This window comes from Comamonas sp., from assembly GCF_009360615.1.
Taxonomy (GTDB): domain Bacteria; phylum Pseudomonadota; class Gammaproteobacteria; order Burkholderiales; family Burkholderiaceae_C; genus Comamonas.
On sequence record NZ_SPEY01000122.1, the window covers coordinates 1 to 16,376 of the forward strand.

Sequence of the window (16,376 nt, forward strand, 5' to 3'; positions counted from 1 at the left end):
TGAATCGCCTAGCTTCTATCCTTCCCGCCGCTCAAGTGCTTGTGAGCGTTGATGTCACCAGCAAGAAACGCGCTTTCGAGGAAGCGGGTTTGCTCTTCGAGAGCTTGCATGGTCTGTCTCGTGCCCTGATCACCGATAGCCTGTTCGCTCGCGAACGCCTGGGCTCTACCGGTCTGGGGCATGGAGTGGCCATTCCCCATGGCCGCATCAAGGGCCTGACGGCTCCCATGGCGGCGGTGTTCCAGCTGGCCAATCCCATCGGTTTCGACGCGCCCGACGAGCAGCCGGTCGGCCTGCTGATCTTTCTGCTGGTGCCCGAGGCGGCGACGCAAAAGCATCTGGAAATCCTGTCCGAGATTGCCGAACTGCTCAGCGACAGCCAGCTGCGCGAGCGCCTGAAGTCATCCACCGATGCACAGCAGCTGCACGGCATGATCGACAGCTGGCAGTCCTCCATCACCTCCCAGGCCTGAGTCCGGCCTCTTGCCATGAGACCCAGCGCCATCAGTGCCGACGTATTGTTCGAGGCATTTCGCAACTCCAGCCTGCGCTGGCAGTGGATAGCGGGGCTGGGGGCCTCCGAGCGTCGATTCGACGAGATGGCCGTGCGTTCGGCCCGCTCGGGTGCCGATCTGGTGGGCTACCTCAACTACATCCACCCCTACCGTCTGCAGGTGCTGGGCGAGCGTGAAATCGCCTACCTGACCAATGCCACCTCGCAGGACTGCCTGCGCCGCATTGCCCGCATCGTCACGCTGGAGCCACCGGTACTGGTACTGGCCGATGGCCAGGATGCGCCCGATGAACTGATCTCCATGTGCGAGCGCGCGCACATCCCGCTGTTCTCCACCAAGGAGCAGTCGGCTTTTGTCATCGACGTGCTGCGTGCCTATCTGTCCAAGCATTTTGCCGATCGCATCACCATGCACGGCGTGTTCATGGATATTTTGGGCATGGGGGTGCTGATCACCGGCGAGTCGGGCCTGGGCAAGAGCGAGCTGGGGCTGGAGCTGGTCACGCGCGGCAACGGCCTGGTGGCCGACGATGCCGTGGATCTGTACCGGATCAACCAGACCACGGTGGAAGGCAAATGCCCCGAGCTGCTGCAGAACCTGCTCGAGGTGCGAGGTATCGGCCTGCTCGATATCCGCGCCATCTTTGGCGAGACGGCGGTGCGCCGCAAGATGCGGCTCAAGCTCATTGTGCATCTGGTGCGCAAGGAAACCATGGAGCGCGAGTACGAGCGCCTGCCCGCCGAGCCACTGACCCAGGATGTGCTGGGCGTGCCCGTGCGCAAGGTGGTGATTCAGGTGGTGGCGGGCCGGAACATTGCCGTGCTGGTGGAGGCTGCGGTGCGCAATGCCATCCTGCAGCTGCGCGGCATCGACACCTATCAGGAATTCGTGATGCGCCACCGCCGCGCGATGGAAAGCGGCGAATCGTTCTAGACCAGCTGTAGCCGACCGGGCTGGGAGGCCGGAAAGATCTGCTGCAGCTGCGAGGCGCTCAAGCCGTACATGCGGGCAAACAGGCCGCCGAGCAAGGAGCGGTATTCGTTGAGTACGGGGTAGTCGCGGTTCTGGAACAGCGCTTTTTCGGTGACTTCGATCTGCTCGCCCAGCACTTTGCCGCCGGCCTGGGACGACAGTCCGCCGCCGAGAAACCAGTAAGCCGTGCCATGGCCGTGGTCTGTCCCCTTGTTGCCGTTTTCGCGGAAGGTGCGGCCAAACTCGCTGATCACTGCCACCACGGTGTGGCGCCAGGTTTCGGCACCCATGGCCTCGGCGAACATCGCCAGGCCCTGGCTCAGGTCGCTGAGCCGGCTGGCTAGGTTGCCACTGGCGGCTCCCTGGTTGACATGGGTGTCCCAGCCTCCGATATCGACGAAGCCCAGGTCGAACTGATCGCGCATCAGATGGGCCATGCGCTGGGCAACCAGGCTGAAGCCCTTGGCACTGATGGCATTGCGACCGGCCTGCTCCATTTCTTCCTGCATGCTGCGCTGCACTGCACGCTGTACCGCAAAGCCTTCGCGCACCGGCACTTCCAGGGTCGAGCCCTGGTACATGGAGGCAATGATCTGGCTGCGCTGTTCGTCCATCGCCGTCTTGCGCACCGAGGCCAGTGCCATGTTTGCCACCGGGGCGCTGCCGCGCAGGCACAGCGGCAACTGGGCGGTAAACGCCATGGGGTTGAGGCGGGCCCGGCTCTGGCTGTCGGTTTGCAGCACCCGGGTCAGCCGGTTCAGAAAGCCGCTCTGATAGCTTTTGCTTCCCTCTTGCGGCTGTCCCAGCTCGATCGAGTCCTGGGTTTCGAAATGGCTGCGCGAGAGGTCATTGCTGCCCGCAAAAGGCACAAAGCAGGCCTGGCCCTGCTCATACAGAGGCAGCAGACTGCCTTGCAGCGCAGGATGCAATCCCCACTGAGGGTTGAGGGCCAGCGCGCCGTCGGCCGATCCCGGGCGCGCTATGGCGATGCTGGGCCTGGCCTGATAGTAGAAGTCGCTATGAGTAGGCACCAGCAGGCTGTTGCAGTCGTAGGCGCCGCGCAGGAAGACCAGCAGGAAACGGGGCGAGCTGCTTTGCAAGGGTGTGGCCAGGCCCTGGCCCAGATGACAGACCAGCGGCAGGGCCGCGCCGAGGCTGAGAAATTGACGTCTTTGCATGGCTGCCATCCTTAGCGGTACATCATTTCGGGGGCGGAGAGGAAAAAGCTGTTCCAGTCCGCCGGGTTCCTGGTCTGGGCCAATGCGGTGCGTGTGGCTGCGCCAAGCGCCGGAACGCGAGCCTGGACGCTGCTGCGTTTGCCGAGTTCGGGATAGGGCGGCGTCTCCAGCGGCTGCTGTGGGCCGCTGCGGAACAGCAGTGCGCCGCGGCTGCCGATCTGCCTTGCCACATCGAAGCGGGCATTCATCTGGCCGGAGCTGGACCAGTCCGATTGGGCCAGAGGGTAGCCGTCTGGCGTTTCGTGGCCGTATATCGGCTGGCCCAGCTGGTTCAGCCAGTTCTGTACCGGCGACACATCGCTGGCCACGCGCCGGTCGTAGGCCAGGCGTGTGGCGCCGAGCACATAGTGGACCGGATCCTTGAAGCGTTGTCCGAATTGCTGGGCCTGCGGGTCGCTCAGCAGGGCTGCCAGCGTGGCGGCAATATCACCCTGGCTGCGCTCGAAGGCCCGGGCTGCGTGGTCGACCACGACCGGGGGCGGGCTGTCTCCCAGGAAATAGATGCACAGCTTGCTGGCGATGAAATGTGCAGTGGCTGGCGTCGCCACAATGCGGTCAATCGCCTCGTTGACCTGGGCCAGACCGGTTTGTTCCAGAGGTCTGCCGAGCAGGACCTGGGGCGTGTAATCGTGGCGATCGGGGTTGAATTCGAAGAAGCCATGGCGGACGTAGTCTGCCTGGCGTTCGCGGCGTAGCCTGGGCGGCGGGGCGGCGGCTTCCCGGGTGCTGAAGCCCACGCCGGTCAGCACATGGGCCATGGCCTGCACGTCGGCCTGGGTGTAGCCGCTGCCCACGCCCATGGTGTGCAGCTCCAGCAGCTCGCGCGCGTAGTTTTCGTTGATGCGGCCGGCGGCATTGCTGGCGTTGTCCAGATACAGCAGCATGGCCGGATGGCGCATGCTGGCGGCCAGCAGCTCGCGGAACTTGCCCAGCGCATGCGGGCGAATGGCCTGTTCCTCATAGTCGCCCACCCACATGCGGACATCGCCTTTGCGGGTACTGACATTGAAGTGATTCATCCAGAACCAGGTCATTTGCTCCTGCAGTTGCTGGGGCGAGTACAGCGCACGCCAGATCTGGCGCTTCTGGGCCTCGTTGCCCAGCTGGTTGAGCTGGCGCTGCAGTTCGCTGCGCAGTCTGGCAGCCTCCTCGGGGTCCTGGCTGTTGCGGATGGCCAGACGCTGGTCGGCAATCTCGCGCTGGATCTGCGCCATGGGCTTCTGGCTGATGCTCAAGGCGTCGATGTGCTGCTGCACCTCGGCCGGCATGGGCGCGGAGGAAGGGCTGAGCTGGGCGGCGAGCCAGCGCTTCAGGCCTTGCTGCTGCAACTGGGCGGCATCATGGTCGCTTGCACCCCAGGTGACGCGATCCAGCCATTGCTGGCTTTGCAGCGCGCTGGTCCGCTCGGGCAAGGCGCTGCTGGCCAGCGTCTGCCATGCCTGCGTGCTGAGGCGGCCTGATGGCGGGGACAGCGATGCGCAGGCGGTCAAGGCGACGGTAGCCAGGCAGAGCAGGGTCTTGGGGAATGAAAGATGCAGCAGCCGCATGAAACAGGCCTCCTCGACTAGGGGAATGACTGCAGCATAGGCCGTCCGGCTTGACATTGGCTTGATGCCCTGGCCGCCATCGGCAAAAAGTCCCTGCCCAATGTAAAAAGGGCAAGACATCGGCATGTCTTGCCCCAGGGTTCACAATCCCGTTCTTTACTTGGCGGCGCGTGCCGCACATTCGGCGCATTGGCCATAGAGTGCCATGGAGTGATCCTGAATCACCCAGCCCTTTTCCTTGGCGATCAGGTTCTGACGCTTCTCGATCTCGGCATCGTAGAACTCCTCGACCTTGCCGCAGCTGGTGCAAACGAAGTGGTCGTGGTGCTGGCCTTCGTTGAGCTCGTAGACGGCCTTGCCGCTTTCGAAATTGCTGCGGATCAGGATGCCGGCCTGCTCGAACTGGGTCAGCACGCGGTAAACGGTGGCCAGACCGATATCCGAGCGTTCGTCCAGCAGCACGCGGAAGACGTCTTCGGCCGTCATGTGACGCTGGGCACCCTTCTGGAAGATTTCCAGGATCTTCAGACGCGGCAAAGTGGCTTTGAGGCCCGTGCTTTTGAGTTCATCAATATTTTTCATGTCGGTATCTCTTGGTGGACTACGGGCACTTGGAAGGCTGGAATCACGGGTTTGAAGAAGCTTTACACGGGGATAAAGGGAATCTCCAAGTGCCTCCGGGGCCTGCCGCTACAATGAACCCGATCATATCCCTATGCCATTACCCATGCATGTTCAAGCCCGTAGCCGCGCAGGTCTGGCCCTGACGTTGGCAATCGCAGCGGCACTGGCCGGCTGCAACAGTATCGACGGTGCCGCGCACCGTGTCGCCAATGCCGTCACTCCCTACAAGGTCGATGTCGTGCAGGGCAATTTCGTGTCCAAGGAACAGGTCGAGGCCTTGCAGCCCGGCATGAGCCGTCAGCAGATCCGCGACATTCTGGGCACACCCCTCGTGACCAGCGTGTTCCACGGCGATCGCTGGGAATACGTGTTCACCATCAATCGTCCCGGCGTGGAGTCGCAGATCCGCAAGCTCACCGTCTTCTTCAATGGCGATGCCTTTGCGCGCGCCGAAGGCGACGAAATGCCTTCCGAGTCCGAGTTCGTGGCCAGCCTCAAAGGCATGAGAGGCACGCCCAAGGTGCCTCAGCTGGAAGCCAGCGAAGCCCAGCTGGCCAGATATCCTGCCCGTAGCAACAGCGAAGCCGAGCAGGCCGCGGCCAATCTGCCACCGGCTGCCACCAGCTATCCACCGCTGGAATCGCGTTGAGCATCACAACAGGCTTTTCCCCGCTTGAAAAAGCGGGGTTGCTCTCTTTTTTTGACGGCCCGGACGCAAACCTGCCGTCAGTTCATTTGACCGAGTGATAGCGCCATGACCGCATCCACCCCCCATTCCTCCACCCGCCAGCGTGTTGCCGTGGCGGGAGCCTCCGGCCGCATGGGCCACATGCTGATCGAAGCGATTCTGAACAGCAGCGACTGTGTGCTGGCGGCGGCACTGGACCGTGCGGACAGCCCTGCCATCGGCACCGATCCCTCGGCCTTTCTGGGCAGGCCCAGCGGCCTGAAGATCGAGAGCGATGTGCGTCAGGCCCTGTCCAAGGCTGACTGCCTGATCGACTTCACGCGTCCCGAAGGCACCCTCGAGCATCTGGCCGTAGCGGCCGACCTGGGCGTGGGCGTGGTCATCGGCACCACCGGTTTCTCGGAAGCGCAAAAGGCGCAGATCGCCGAGTTCGCCCAGAAGACTTCCATCGTTTTCGCCCCCAATATGAGCGTGGGCGTGAACGTGACCTTCAAGCTGCTGGAAATGGCGGCCAAGGCCTTGCAGCAAGGCGGCTACGACATCGAGATCGTCGAGGCCCACCACAAGCACAAGGTGGATGCCCCCTCCGGCACGGCCCTGAAGATGGGCGAGGTGATCGCCGAGGCCCAGGGCACCAAGCTGGCCGACCGCGCCGTGTACGAGCGTTTCGGTCATACCGGCGAACGCAAGGCCGACTCCATCGGCTTTGCCACCGTGCGCGGCGGCGATATCGTGGGCGACCACACCGTGCTGTTTGCCGGTACCGGCGAGCGCATCGAGATTTCGCACAAGTCCAGCAGCCGCGCAGGCTATGCCAACGGCAGCCTGCGTGCCGTGGCCTATCTGGCCGACAAGAAGAGCGGCCTGTACGATATGTACGATGTGCTGAACCTGCGCTGATTGCGCCGATGCAAAGGGGCCTGACGGCCCCTTGCTGTTTTGGGGAGCGAGGTGAGAGATGTCTGCAGGAATGTGGCAATGGCTGGCTGAGGGCGATGCGGTCACGTGGGCCACGGCGGCACTGATGCTGTTGATGTCGGTGCTCAGCTGGGTGGTCATTCTCTACAAGCTCTGGTTCATGGCGGCAGCGCGCCGCAGCGTGCCGCAGGCGGTGGCCGCGTTCTGGCAGATGCCTGATCTGGCCCAGGCCCTGGCGCAGGTCAAGGCGCGGGACAGGCAAGGTCTGGTGCAGCCCATGGTTGCGGCCTTGGAGCAGGACTGCGGTGCCGGGCAAGGCTCTCTTGCCCAGAGCGCTGCTCCGGCGCAGCGCCTGATGCGTGGGCTGCGCGAGACCCTGGGCCAGGCATCCACCCAGCTGCAATGGGGGCAGACCTTGCTGGCCACCATCGGCGCGACGGCGCCCTTCGTGGGTCTGCTGGGTACGGTATGGGGCATTCATCATGCGCTGGGCACATTGGCGGGCAGCGGTCAGGTCGACATCGCCCAGCTCGCCGGGCCTGTGGGTGAAGCCCTGGTCATGACGGCTGCCGGCCTGGCCGTGGCCTTGCCGGCCGTGCTGGCCTACAACCTGCTGGGCCGCTCGGCCAGCCAGCTGGAGGCTGTCCTGGAGGGCTTTGCCCATGATCTGCATGCCCAGTTCGGGGCGCAGGCTTCCTGAAGGACAGGTCCATGGCATTCGGTCGCATGAGCCATCGTCAGGGGGCGCAAACCCCGATCAATTCCATCAACGTCACACCACTCGTCGATGTGATGCTGGTGCTGGTGGTGATCTTCATTCTGGCCGCACCCATGCTGGCTGCCAGCCTGCGCGTGCAGCTGCCCAAGGCGCAGGCTGCGGTGCAGCCGCCTGCGGTAAGCAAGGTCGATGCCCTGGTGGTGGAGGTCAGCCCTGCCGGCGAAATCTGGATTCGGGGAGTCCCGATGGATGATGCTGCAGCGCAGCAGCAACTCGAGGACCTGGGGCAGCGCAATCCTCGCGCCGAGGTGCAGCTGCGCGCAGACACCAGCGTGCCCTATGGTCGCGTGGTGCAGGTCATGGGCTGGGCTCATGCGGCTGGACTGACGCGCATCGGCTTTGTGGCCGCGCCTGAAACGAAGTCTGGCAGTAACTGACGACCCAAGGCGTAAAAAGGCTTACTTTTTGCAAGTCATGACCCCGGATTTTTTGCTCTGGCGCAAGGGCAAAGCTCACCGGACCTACCCTTGTTGCTATCTCTTTCAAATCGCTGCGGAGCAGCCTCCACAATAGGCAAAAGGCCCTGCCCACGGCTGGCGTAACAAGCCCTGATGGGCAGAACAAGGTTCTGGCGTTACGATGTTTTCGCCTGCCTTTAAGGCACCCCTACTGATTTCGCCGCAGCGGTTGCGGCATTTGGTGACTAGGAGGATTTGCATGCAAGTACAGGTTCATGCCGACGATTCCATCCAGGGTGGAGAGTCTCTGGCTCAATGGGCGCAGGAGGAGATCAATGCCAAGCTGGCCCGCCTGAAGGAGTATGTGGTGCGTGTGGAGGTCTTTCTCACGGGCGTCGATGCCCTCAAGACCACGGGCGGCCCAGGCAAGCGCTGTGTGCTCGAGACCCGGGCTACAGGCCGCCCTCCCATTGCCGTGAACGCGGAAGCCGAAAAGGTCAAGGAAGCCTTCAGCGCCGCAATTGAAAAGCTCAAACGTGCAGTCGAAACCGATCTCGGCAAGCTCAAGGACAAGAATTTGCGGGAAAGCGTGCGCGGCGTGGATGACCCCAGTGACGAGAATGCCGCAGTGGCTTGAATGAGGTGCTTCGGGCTTGGCGCGCCAAGCGCCTGAGACGCCACCCCCAAGGGCATGTTCGCCAGAACATGCCCTTTTTTGCGGGTCTGGTGCGTGCTTATGCGGCTGTCAATGCGCCGGCCTGGGTCAGCTTGTCAGCGACCAGCAGCTTATTCATGTCGAGCTGGCTCATGATGCCCAGCTCCTCCGCCACCACGGCAATCTGCTTGCCGTTGGCAATGGCGGCCTTGGCAATCCTGGCAGCCTTCTCGTAGCCGATCAGCGGGTTTAGCGCCGTCACCAGAGTTACCGACTCGGCAATACGGCTGTCCAGCAGTGCCTCGTTGGCCACAATGCCTTCCACGCAGTGGGTCTGCAGCGTCTTGCAGGCGCTGCTCAGGTGACTCAGGCTCTTGTGCAGGGCCCAGGCCATCAGCGGCTCGAAAGCATTGAGCTGCAGCTGGCCGGCTTCGACGGCCATGGTGATGGCGGCATCGTTGCCGATCACCTCAAAGCAGACCTGGTTCATCACCTCGGGGATCACTGGATTCACCTTGCCGGGCATGATGGACGAGCCGGCCTGGCGTGCCGGCAGCTTGATGTCCGCCACACCTGCCTGAGGGCCGGAGGAGAGCAGGCGCAGGTCGTTGCTGATCTTGGAGAGCTTGACGGCAATGCGCTTCAGGATGCCGGAAATGTCGGCAAAGGCGCCGGTGTCGCCGGTGGCGGCGATCAGGTCTGCCGCCTTGACCACGGGCACGCGCGAGATTTCCGCCAGCGCCTTGACCACGGCGTCGGTGTAGCCCACGGGGGCATTGATGCCGGTGCCGATGGCCGTGCCGCCCATGTTCACCTCGGTCATCAGATAGGCGGATTCGCGCAGACGCTTCTCATCGTCGGCAATCATGGCTGCAAAGGCATTGAACTCCTGTCCCAGGGTCATGGGCACGGCGTCTTGTAATTGTGTGCGGCCGATTTTCAGGATGTGGGCAAATTCGCCAGCCTTGGCTTCGAAAGCCGCGCGCAACCCGGCCATGGCGATCAACAGCTTCTGGATACCAGCATAGGTGGCGAGCTTGACGGCCGTGGGGTAGGAGTCGTTGGTGGACTGCGATGCATTGACATGATCGTTGGGGTGGATCACGTCGTAGCGGCCTTTGGGTAATCCCAGGTGCTCGAGTGCACGGTTGGCGATCACCTCGTTGGCGTTCATATTCGTGGAGGTGCCAGCGCCACCCTGGATCACATCGACCACAAACTGCTCGTGCAGCTGGCCGGCAATCAGATCATCACAGGCTTGGGAGATGGCGGTGGCTTGTTGGGGATTGATGGCGCCAAACTGTAGATTGGCCTGGGCCGCTGCCTTTTTGACAAAGGCAAACGCGCGGATCAGCTCGGGCATGTGCGCGACCGAGTGACCGGTGATGGGGAAGTTCTCCACTGCGCGTGCGGAATGAACACCCCAGTACGCGTCGGGAGGGATGGTTTTGATGCCAATGAAGTCGTGTTCTTGACGCATCGATCTGCTTTCTTTGCAAGGTTGAATGGGCCAGCGGCCCAAGGGCAGGACGTGGCAACGCCCCGGACGAAAAAGCGGCGGTCGCAATCTCGTGGCCAGGGCGTTGGCTGGATTATGAAAGCTAGATGTGCATGAGTCCAAACGTTTCATGCATAACGTCGGGGCTGTGATCTCTTGCAGAAGATGTGTTGCGCCTAAATGCTTTTAAAAGCCATCAAAACGCGCAAAGATGGTTCTATTCATCTGCTCGGAAAATTCAATTCGCACCAATTTGGTGCGAATTGAAGCGGCGCCACAGGATTATCTGGACGCGCGCAGGCTGACGCCCGCCAAGGACGGCGAGTGCAGCGACTTCAGGGGTGAGGCCACGGGCTTGCCGAAGCGGCGCGGCTGGCCATTGACGAGTTCCGCATCGGTGGCGGCTTCGGCCTCCCACTGTTGCTGGGCCTGTTGCATTTCTTCGGTGGTGCGGGCCACAAAGTTCCACCACAACAAGATGGCCTCGTCCATGGGCTCGCCCCCGATGACGATGAGGCGGCTGCCAGGCGTGCACTCCAGCTGTACCTCCCGGGTGCCGACGGGCAGATAGATCAGCTCTTGCGAGGGCAGCATCTGGCCCTCCACCTTGACTTCGCCTGACAGACTCATCACCGCATGTTCGAAGTCGGCACGCAGCGGCATGGTGGCGAGCGACGGGCTGGTCGTGCCGCTGGCCAGCAGGTCCACGCCCATCAGCGGGGAGTGGACTTCTGCCGGGGCCGTCAGGCCGAGGGCTTCCCCGGCAAGCACCGTCACGGCAAAGTCGCCGATCTCGGTTCGCGGAAGGTCGGGGTAATGCTGGAAGCGGGGTTCAATATTGCGATGGCTGTCGGGCAGGGCAATCCACAGCTGGGCCGCATGCACGCCCAGAGTCTGGGCTTCTTCGGAATGGGCAATGCCGCGGCCGGCCGTCATGAGATTGACCTGGCCGGGACGGATGATCTGCTCGCTGCCCAGGCTGTCGCGGTGCAGTACTTCGCCTTCGATCATCCAGGTGAAAGTCTGCAGGCCGATATGGGGGTGGGGCCCGACCTGCATGCCGGGAGGAGGGGGAACGGCCGGGCCTGCGTGGTCGAGGAAGCACCAGGCCCCTACCTTGCGCAAAGCGGCCTGGGGAATGGCCCGATGGATGGGGATGCCGCCGACATCGGCGATGCGGGTGGGCAGACGTTGTAAGTTCTTTGATTCACTCATGACAAATCCTGACGGCCAAGGGATTCGAGTGTCGGGGATATGCGTATTTGGCGCAATCCGACGGCAGAATGCATCAGCGCCTTGCACGCAGTTACATCACTGCGAGGATTCAGCCAATCGGCTGACATGGACTCCGCCAGGAGTCGGCTAACGTCAGGCGCAGGCCGCTAGCAGTGGCTTTCACGTGGCGCGCTCATGTGCCGCGACCTAACAACTGCAGGAGGAATCAACATGAACCAACACAGCACCCAAGGCAACCAGATCTCGGCCGTCGAGATCCAGCGGTATCCCGAGCACTTTGCCGCTCGCGTCACCGGCAAGGTGGAACATCGTGTCGGAGATGGCCCATCCGAGCAGATTCCCATGGGCATAGAGATGAAGGTCGATACCGCCATTGCCAGCTACGTGCTGTCCTGGGTCGACCCCGAGGACCAGCAGCCCGAAACTGCCTCGCTGGCCAAACGCGAGTTCGAGCACTATGTGGAAGTGGGCGCGCTGGAAGTCTCGGTGTAATCAAGTTACACGCGCCGGCGATCCAAGCCCTGCAGGGGACTGCAGGGCTTTTTTCATGCCTGCGCGGCTTCTGTCAGGGCGGTGGGAATGGTCACCTTGCCTTCCAGCAGCTTGTGTACAGGGCAGGCATTGGCAATCTGCAGCAGGCGCTGGCGCTGCTCGTCGTCCAGCTCGCCATGCAGGGTGATGCTGCGCGTGATCTGGTTGGCGTCCGCGGGCTTGCCATCGGGGTTGAGCTGCAGGTCCACATCGACATGGCTGAGCGGCCACTGCTTGCGACCCGCGTACATATGCAGGGTGATGGCCGTGCAGGCTCCCAGGGCCGATAGCAAGAGCTGCATGGGGTTGGGCGCGGTATCGGCGCCGCCATCATTCACGGGTTCATCGGCATGCCAGACATGGCCTTGGGCATCGGTCAGGGTGATGCGATACGGGGTGGGGCTGCTTTGTGCGTGTGCGCTGTGAATCATTCGCTGCTTCTCCATAAAACCTGGGCCACTTTAAGTGCTGCGGGCAATTCTTGCAGTCGTATCCGTTATTGGTTCCAGGCGGCATGGCTGCAAAAGCACTTGCAGGGTTTCTGGCAAGCGAAAAAATCAATATGCCGGCGGTTTATCGGTATTTGAATTCAGGGTGAATTTCTACCGCAGAATTCCGCAATGATCCGATTTCAAAGAAAAATCGGGCAATACCAGCGCAGATGAGGTCGTTGCAGGCGGGTTTGCAGATGATTCATCGAACCGAGAGTGGGAGAGCAGGCATTGAATTCGATACGTGGTGTCCGCCAGAAAAGTGATTCTTCCGAGTGGAAAATCCCTCCGTTCTGGCAAAAGCTCAATAGCTTTTTTCTGTTTCCACTGCAGACCGAGCCTTTGCTTTATGCATTGCTGCTGTCGGCCTGCAGCTATGGCCTGATGTTCGGGTGGGTTGGCATCCTGCTCGTGGGTCTGGGTTTGATGTTGGCCGTTAGCCGCTATGCCTTCAAGGTTTCGGCGCTCGCCTCGCGTGGCATTACCCATAGTTCCGATTTCCGGTCCAGCCAGGTCGATGAGGACTGGAAATGGTTGCCCTGGAAGTTTTTCGGGGTGCTTGTCGTTTTCGGAATCTTTGTCGGTTTTCTGGCGACCCGCAGCCTGACATTGGGCGTGATTGCCAATTTGCTGGTGGCCTTTCTGATTCCTGCCACCTGGATGGTGCTCATCAATACCAATAGCCTGAGTTCGGCCGTTAATCCCTTCGAGCTGCTGGCCACGATTTTCGGTATCGGCAAGTCCTATCTGCTGCTGTGCTTCTTCCTGTTTCTGCTGCAACAGGGGTCGCCCATGGTCCTGTCCATGCTGCTCAAGGTGGCGGCGCCCGGATTGGTGCTCCCCCTGGTGAGCTTTGTGATGATTTACTTCAGCTGGGTGATGGCGGCCATGATCGGCTATGTGATGTACCAGCACCATGCGGCCCTGGATATCGATCCCGTGCAGGCCCCCGAGGGGCCGGCGACCGTGCAGATCGACCCTGCGGCCCTGGAGGCCAAGCGCCGCGATGCCGTGGTGGCCAGGCTGGTGCAGGACAACCAGATGGACGAGGCCGTGAACCAGGCGCGCGAATGGCAGCGGGAGGACTACGAGAGCCTGCCCGATTGCCGCCGTTACTTCCGGGTGCTCAAGCTGACCGAACGCGCGGAGGCACTGGCGGAGCTGGGCCGGCGTTTCATTCCCATGCTGCTCGCCCAGCAGCGCGCCAGCGAGGCCCTGGAGGCCTGGGTGAGCTGCGTCAAGCGCAAGCCGGACTTCAAGCCCGACTCGGCCCAGCTCAGTTATGAGCTGGCACAGCAGGCCTGGAAGGCCGGCAAACCCAGGTATGTGTTGATACTGGCCAAGGATTTTGAAAAGCGCTTTGCAGGCAGCACCCTGATCCCGCCCATGCTGGAGCTGGTGGTGCGCGCCTACAAGCAGGGCGTGGAGCAGCCCATGCAGGGCGTGTCGGTGTACATGCGCATGAAGCAGCTTTTTCCCGGGCATGCGAGCACCCAGGAAGCGCAGTGGGTTCTGCGCGATGAGCTGCAGGCGCTGGAAGCCAAGACCTGAGCGCGGCAAGGCGTTGGCTAGCGCTGATGTGCCAGCCAGCGTGTGAGGGCATCATCGGGAGCCGATTGCTGCAGCACGGGCAGCCAGGCTCTGGCTTCCTGAACCCGTCCGGCCTGGGCCATGCCGTTGACCAGCAGCAGCAGGCTTGCGGGCCATTGGGGATGGTCTGGGAGCTTGTGCAGGGAGCGGCATAGCTTTTCGGCCTCGGGCAGGGCTCCCAGGCGCACGAAGCTGCGCACCAGGCCATGCATGGTGTCCGCGCTCATGCGCATGCCGGGCTGGGCGCGCTGCTGATAGCTGCGATAGCTGGCCAGCTGCAACTGGCGTTCGGTGTCCGTGGTGGCCGGCAGCTTGAAGATGCGTCGTGCCGCAGCATGAAAGTCCTCGCTGGCGGGCTGATGGCGCGAGCTTTCGAACCAGGCCCGCAGAATGGCCGGGTCCGAGGGGGCCAGACGTGCCGCTTCGCGCCAGGCCGGTGCGGCGCGGCCGAAGTCCAGCGCATCGGTATGGCGCTGGGCCCGGGCCACGGCCTCGGCCAGGGGCCGGGCGGCGGCCCGGGCCTGCTCTTCTTCGTTGACCGGCGCAGCGACGGTCTGCAGACGCATATAGCTCCACATCAGCACACTGCCTGTCAGCAGGCCGCCAAAGTGAGCCATATAGGCCACCTGCTTGCCGCCCAGCAGATGTTGCAGCAACTCCACGCCCATCCAGACCGGCAGCATGATCAAGGCCGGCCAGCGCGCGTAGTTGAAGTAGAACAGCAGCATGTAGAAGAATCGGATGCGCCGCATGCGGTACATCACTGCATACATGGCCATGAGGGCCGAAATCGCTCCCGATGCCCCCAGGCCATAACCGCCCATGCCGGCATAGAACATCAGCGCGAACAGCGAGGCGCCGACGCCGCCGATCACGTAGAAGGCCAGATAGGTGACAGCTCCCAAAGCCCGCTCCAGGGTGAAGCCGAAGAGAAACAGAAACACCATATTGCCCAGCAGATGACTGGTGCTGCCATGCAGAAAGATGGAAGTGAAGGCCTGCAGAGGCTGCCAGCCGGCACCATCCTCATAGCGCATGGACCACCGCTCGGTAAAGCTGCCGCGCGGCTCGTGGGACGCGAAGGCCGCACGTGCGGCCTGCCACTGCGCATGGCGCGGGTGGTTGGCGGTGATGACCTGTCCGCCGAGCAGGCGCTGGCGGAATGTCCTTTCCTGCCACATCAGCACATAGAGCTGGGCGTAAGCCTTGTGCTGATACAGCTTTTGCGCGGCCTGCAGTGCGTGCTGGTCCAAACGCTTGCTGCCCTGGCTGGCTTGTTCCCCAAGATAGGTCAGGAAGGGGGGCAGCTCCAGCAGTGGCAAGGCGGTCTGGGCATATTGCCGGGCCGCTTTTTCCACGGCATGTTCCTCGGGCGCCTGCCAGCCCCAGAAGATCACGCAGTTGATGATGATGAGCAGCCCTGTCATCCAGGGCGGCAAGCGCCAGGAGGGCTTGTTCTCAAGAGGAATCGCAATAAACATGGCGGCCTTGTCCAAGGAGGTGGCAGCGCTTCACGCTCTTGGGCGCCGGTGGCAGCTGCGTGTTACAAATGTATCCGAGACATGCTCCGGCCGGCTCCGATCTTGCAGGATGAAAAAAAGCCAGCATGGCGTCCCATGTTGGCTTTTTTGATAGCTGTTATCGCTTATTTGGTAAGCGATTAAGCCTGTTTCAGCGGGTAATCCTTGAGGATTACTTGGCGACCACGCGCACCATTTCCAGGCACTTGTTGGAATAGCCCCACTCGTTGTCGTACCAGGACACGACCTTCACAAAGGTCTTGTCCAGGGCGATGCCGGCCTCGGCATCGAACACGGAGGTGCAGGTTTCGCCGCGGAAGTCGGTGGCGACGACCTTGTCTTCGGTGTAACCCAGCACGCCCTTCAGAGCGCCTTGGGACTGGGCCTTCATTTCGGCGCAGATTTCTTCGTAGGTGGCATCGCTGTTCAGCTCCACGGTCAGGTCAACCACGGACACGTCGGAAGTGGGCACGCGGAAGGACATGCCGGTCAGCTTCTTGTTCAGCTCGGGGATCACCACGCCCACGGCCTTGGCAGCGCCCGTGCTGGAGGGGATGATGTTTTCCAGGATGCCGCGGCCGCCTCGCCAGTCCTTGTTGGAAGGGCCGTCCACGGTCTTTTGCGTGGCGGTCGCTGCGTGCACGGTGGTCATCAGGCCGCGCTTGATGCCCCACTTGTCGTTCAGCACCTTGGCCACGGGGGCCAGGCAGTTGGTGGTGCAAGACGCGTTGGAGATGATGGCTTCGCCCTTGTAGGTGCCGTGGTTCACGCCGAACACGAACATGGGGGTGTCGTCCTTGGACGGAGCAGACAGGATGACCTTCTTGGCGCCGGCGTCGATGTGCTTCTGGGCGGTTTCCTTGGTCAGGAACAGGCCGGTGGACTCGATCACGATGTCGGCACCGACTTCGTTCCACTTCAGGTTGGCGGGATCGCGTTCTTGCGTCAGGCGGATCTTCTTGCCGTTGACGACCAGGGTGTTGCCTTCGACAGAAACTTCACCGTCGAAACGACCGTGCACGCTGTCGTACTTCAGCATGTAGGCCAGATAGTCGGGCTCCAGCAGGTCGTTGATGCCGACGATTTCGATGTCGGAGAAGTTTTGCACTGCAGAACGCAGCACGTTGCGGCCAATGCGGCCGAAGCCGTTGATACCAACCTTGATCGTCATAGTTGC

17 protein-coding genes are annotated in these 16,376 nt (G+C 62.2%); 9 read left to right on the forward strand and 8 right to left on the reverse strand.

Annotated features, from left to right (window positions below):
• A partial coding sequence (locus tag E2583_RS24405; protein ID WP_291599503.1) for a PTS sugar transporter subunit IIA occupies nt 1–473 on the forward strand: 473 nt, incomplete at its 5' end.
• A 15-nt stretch (nt 474–488) separates the two neighbouring features.
• Complete coding sequence (gene hprK / locus E2583_RS24410; RefSeq protein WP_003060345.1) at nt 489–1,448, forward strand: HPr(Ser) kinase/phosphatase; 960 nt, start codon at nt 489–491, stop codon at nt 1,446–1,448.
• Here hprK and E2583_RS24415 read toward each other — a convergent pair.
• The 3 genes from E2583_RS24415 to fur all read right to left on the reverse strand — a co-directional run bounded on the left by E2583_RS24415 (nt 1,445) and on the right by fur (nt 4,854).
• Nucleotides 1,445–2,665: a DUF1501 domain-containing protein gene (locus tag E2583_RS24415; protein ID WP_291599507.1), complete on the reverse strand. Its 1,221-nt coding sequence runs from the start codon at nt 2,663–2,665 to the stop codon at nt 1,445–1,447. The two genes, hprK and E2583_RS24415, sit on opposite strands and share 4 nt — an antisense overlap.
• Before the next feature lie 11 nt (nt 2,666–2,676).
• Complete coding sequence (locus E2583_RS24420; RefSeq protein WP_291599509.1) at nt 2,677–4,272, reverse strand: DUF1800 domain-containing protein; 1,596 nt, start codon at nt 4,270–4,272, stop codon at nt 2,677–2,679.
• Nucleotides 4,273–4,428: 156 nt separating this feature from the next.
• Nucleotides 4,429–4,854, reverse strand: a complete 426-nt coding sequence (gene fur, locus E2583_RS24425; protein WP_291599511.1) for a ferric iron uptake transcriptional regulator — start codon at nt 4,852–4,854, stop codon at nt 4,429–4,431.
• Nucleotides 4,855–4,999: 145 nt separating this feature from the next.
• On the opposite strand from fur, the gene E2583_RS24430 reads away from it, so the two are divergent.
• From E2583_RS24430 to E2583_RS24450, 5 genes are all read left to right on the forward strand, one after another.
• The gene (locus tag E2583_RS24430) at nt 5,000–5,545 is read left to right on the forward strand and encodes an outer membrane protein assembly factor BamE (protein ID WP_291599513.1); all 546 of its coding nucleotides are present in this window, start codon (nt 5,000–5,002) and stop codon (nt 5,543–5,545) included.
• A gap of 105 nt (nt 5,546–5,650) precedes the next feature.
• Entirely contained in the window at nt 5,651–6,484 is an 834-nt protein-coding gene (dapB, locus tag E2583_RS24435) for a 4-hydroxy-tetrahydrodipicolinate reductase (RefSeq protein WP_291599515.1), read from the forward strand.
• A 58-nt stretch (nt 6,485–6,542) separates the two neighbouring features.
• Nucleotides 6,543–7,202, forward strand: coding sequence for a MotA/TolQ/ExbB proton channel family protein (locus E2583_RS24440; protein ID WP_291599517.1), 660 nt, complete (start codon nt 6,543–6,545; stop codon nt 7,200–7,202).
• Between the two features lie 11 nt (nt 7,203–7,213).
• Nucleotides 7,214–7,657 carry a biopolymer transporter ExbD gene (locus E2583_RS24445; protein WP_291599519.1) on the forward strand — a complete coding sequence of 148 codons (444 nt, stop codon included), beginning with the start codon at nt 7,214–7,216 and terminating at the stop codon, nt 7,655–7,657.
• Between the two features lie 280 nt (nt 7,658–7,937).
• Entirely contained in the window at nt 7,938–8,315 is a 378-nt protein-coding gene (locus E2583_RS24450; protein WP_003060358.1) for an HPF/RaiA family ribosome-associated protein, read from the forward strand.
• A 97-nt stretch (nt 8,316–8,412) separates the two neighbouring features.
• Here E2583_RS24450 and E2583_RS24455 read toward each other — a convergent pair whose 3' ends face one another.
• Together E2583_RS24455 and E2583_RS24460 are read right to left on the reverse strand one after the other, a co-directional pair.
• Nucleotides 8,413–9,813, reverse strand: a complete 1,401-nt coding sequence (locus E2583_RS24455; RefSeq protein WP_291599521.1) for an aspartate ammonia-lyase — start codon at nt 9,811–9,813, stop codon at nt 8,413–8,415.
• Between the two features lie 300 nt (nt 9,814–10,113).
• On the reverse strand, nt 10,114–11,046 hold the full coding sequence (locus tag E2583_RS24460; protein ID WP_291599524.1) for a pirin family protein: 933 nt from the start codon (nt 11,044–11,046) through the stop codon (nt 10,114–10,116).
• 231 nt (nt 11,047–11,277) lie between these two features.
• Between E2583_RS24460 and E2583_RS24465 the strand changes: the two genes are divergently transcribed.
• The gene (locus E2583_RS24465) at nt 11,278–11,559 is read left to right on the forward strand and encodes a hypothetical protein (protein ID WP_291599526.1); all 282 of its coding nucleotides are present in this window, start codon (nt 11,278–11,280) and stop codon (nt 11,557–11,559) included.
• 53 nt (nt 11,560–11,612) lie between these two features.
• Here E2583_RS24465 and E2583_RS24470 read toward each other — a convergent pair whose 3' ends face one another.
• Entirely contained in the window at nt 11,613–12,029 is a 417-nt protein-coding gene (locus tag E2583_RS24470; protein ID WP_291599528.1) for an OsmC family protein, read from the reverse strand.
• 291 nt (nt 12,030–12,320) lie between these two features.
• On the opposite strand from E2583_RS24470, the gene E2583_RS24475 reads away from it, so the two are divergent.
• Nucleotides 12,321–13,640, forward strand: coding sequence for a hypothetical protein (locus E2583_RS24475; RefSeq protein WP_291599530.1), 1,320 nt, complete (start codon nt 12,321–12,323; stop codon nt 13,638–13,640).
• Between the two features lie 17 nt (nt 13,641–13,657).
• Here the strand turns inward: E2583_RS24475 and E2583_RS24480 are convergent, their stop codons facing one another.
• Nucleotides 13,658–15,160, reverse strand: coding sequence for a rhomboid family intramembrane serine protease (locus E2583_RS24480; protein WP_291599531.1), 1,503 nt, complete (start codon nt 15,158–15,160; stop codon nt 13,658–13,660).
• A 211-nt stretch (nt 15,161–15,371) separates the two neighbouring features.
• Nucleotides 15,372–16,370 carry a type I glyceraldehyde-3-phosphate dehydrogenase gene (gap, locus tag E2583_RS24485; RefSeq protein ID WP_291599534.1) on the reverse strand — a complete coding sequence of 333 codons (999 nt, stop codon included), beginning with the start codon at nt 16,368–16,370 and terminating at the stop codon, nt 15,372–15,374.
• Nucleotides 16,371–16,376 lie beyond the last annotated feature (6 nt).

What these genes read in the sequence shown, in the direction of transcription:
- gap (WP_291599534.1), bottom strand. Translation starts at nt 16,370, where the DNA reads ATGACGATCAAGGTTGGTATCAACGGCTTCGGCCGCATTGGCCGCAAC.
- E2583_RS24430 (WP_291599513.1), top strand. Translation starts at nt 5,000, where the DNA reads ATGCATGTTCAAGCCCGTAGCCGCGCAGGTCTGGCCCTGACGTTGGCA.
- E2583_RS24460 (WP_291599524.1), bottom strand. Translation starts at nt 11,046, where the DNA reads ATGAGTGAATCAAAGAACTTACAACGTCTGCCCACCCGCATCGCCGAT.
- E2583_RS24480 (WP_291599531.1), bottom strand. Translation starts at nt 15,160, where the DNA reads ATGTTTATTGCGATTCCTCTTGAGAACAAGCCCTCCTGGCGCTTGCCG.
- hprK (WP_003060345.1), top strand. Translation starts at nt 489, where the DNA reads ATGAGACCCAGCGCCATCAGTGCCGACGTATTGTTCGAGGCATTTCGC.
- E2583_RS24450 (WP_003060358.1), top strand. Translation starts at nt 7,938, where the DNA reads ATGCAAGTACAGGTTCATGCCGACGATTCCATCCAGGGTGGAGAGTCT.
- E2583_RS24420 (WP_291599509.1), bottom strand. Translation starts at nt 4,272, where the DNA reads ATGCGGCTGCTGCATCTTTCATTCCCCAAGACCCTGCTCTGCCTGGCT.
- E2583_RS24465 (WP_291599526.1), top strand. Translation starts at nt 11,278, where the DNA reads ATGAACCAACACAGCACCCAAGGCAACCAGATCTCGGCCGTCGAGATC.
- E2583_RS24470 (WP_291599528.1), bottom strand. Translation starts at nt 12,029, where the DNA reads ATGATTCACAGCGCACACGCACAAAGCAGCCCCACCCCGTATCGCATC.
- fur (WP_291599511.1), bottom strand. Translation starts at nt 4,854, where the DNA reads ATGAAAAATATTGATGAACTCAAAAGCACGGGCCTCAAAGCCACTTTG.
- E2583_RS24415 (WP_291599507.1), bottom strand. Translation starts at nt 2,665, where the DNA reads ATGCAAAGACGTCAATTTCTCAGCCTCGGCGCGGCCCTGCCGCTGGTC.
- E2583_RS24445 (WP_291599519.1), top strand. Translation starts at nt 7,214, where the DNA reads ATGGCATTCGGTCGCATGAGCCATCGTCAGGGGGCGCAAACCCCGATC.
- dapB (WP_291599515.1), top strand. Translation starts at nt 5,651, where the DNA reads ATGACCGCATCCACCCCCCATTCCTCCACCCGCCAGCGTGTTGCCGTG.
- E2583_RS24440 (WP_291599517.1), top strand. Translation starts at nt 6,543, where the DNA reads ATGTCTGCAGGAATGTGGCAATGGCTGGCTGAGGGCGATGCGGTCACG.
- E2583_RS24455 (WP_291599521.1), bottom strand. Translation starts at nt 9,813, where the DNA reads ATGCGTCAAGAACACGACTTCATTGGCATCAAAACCATCCCTCCCGAC.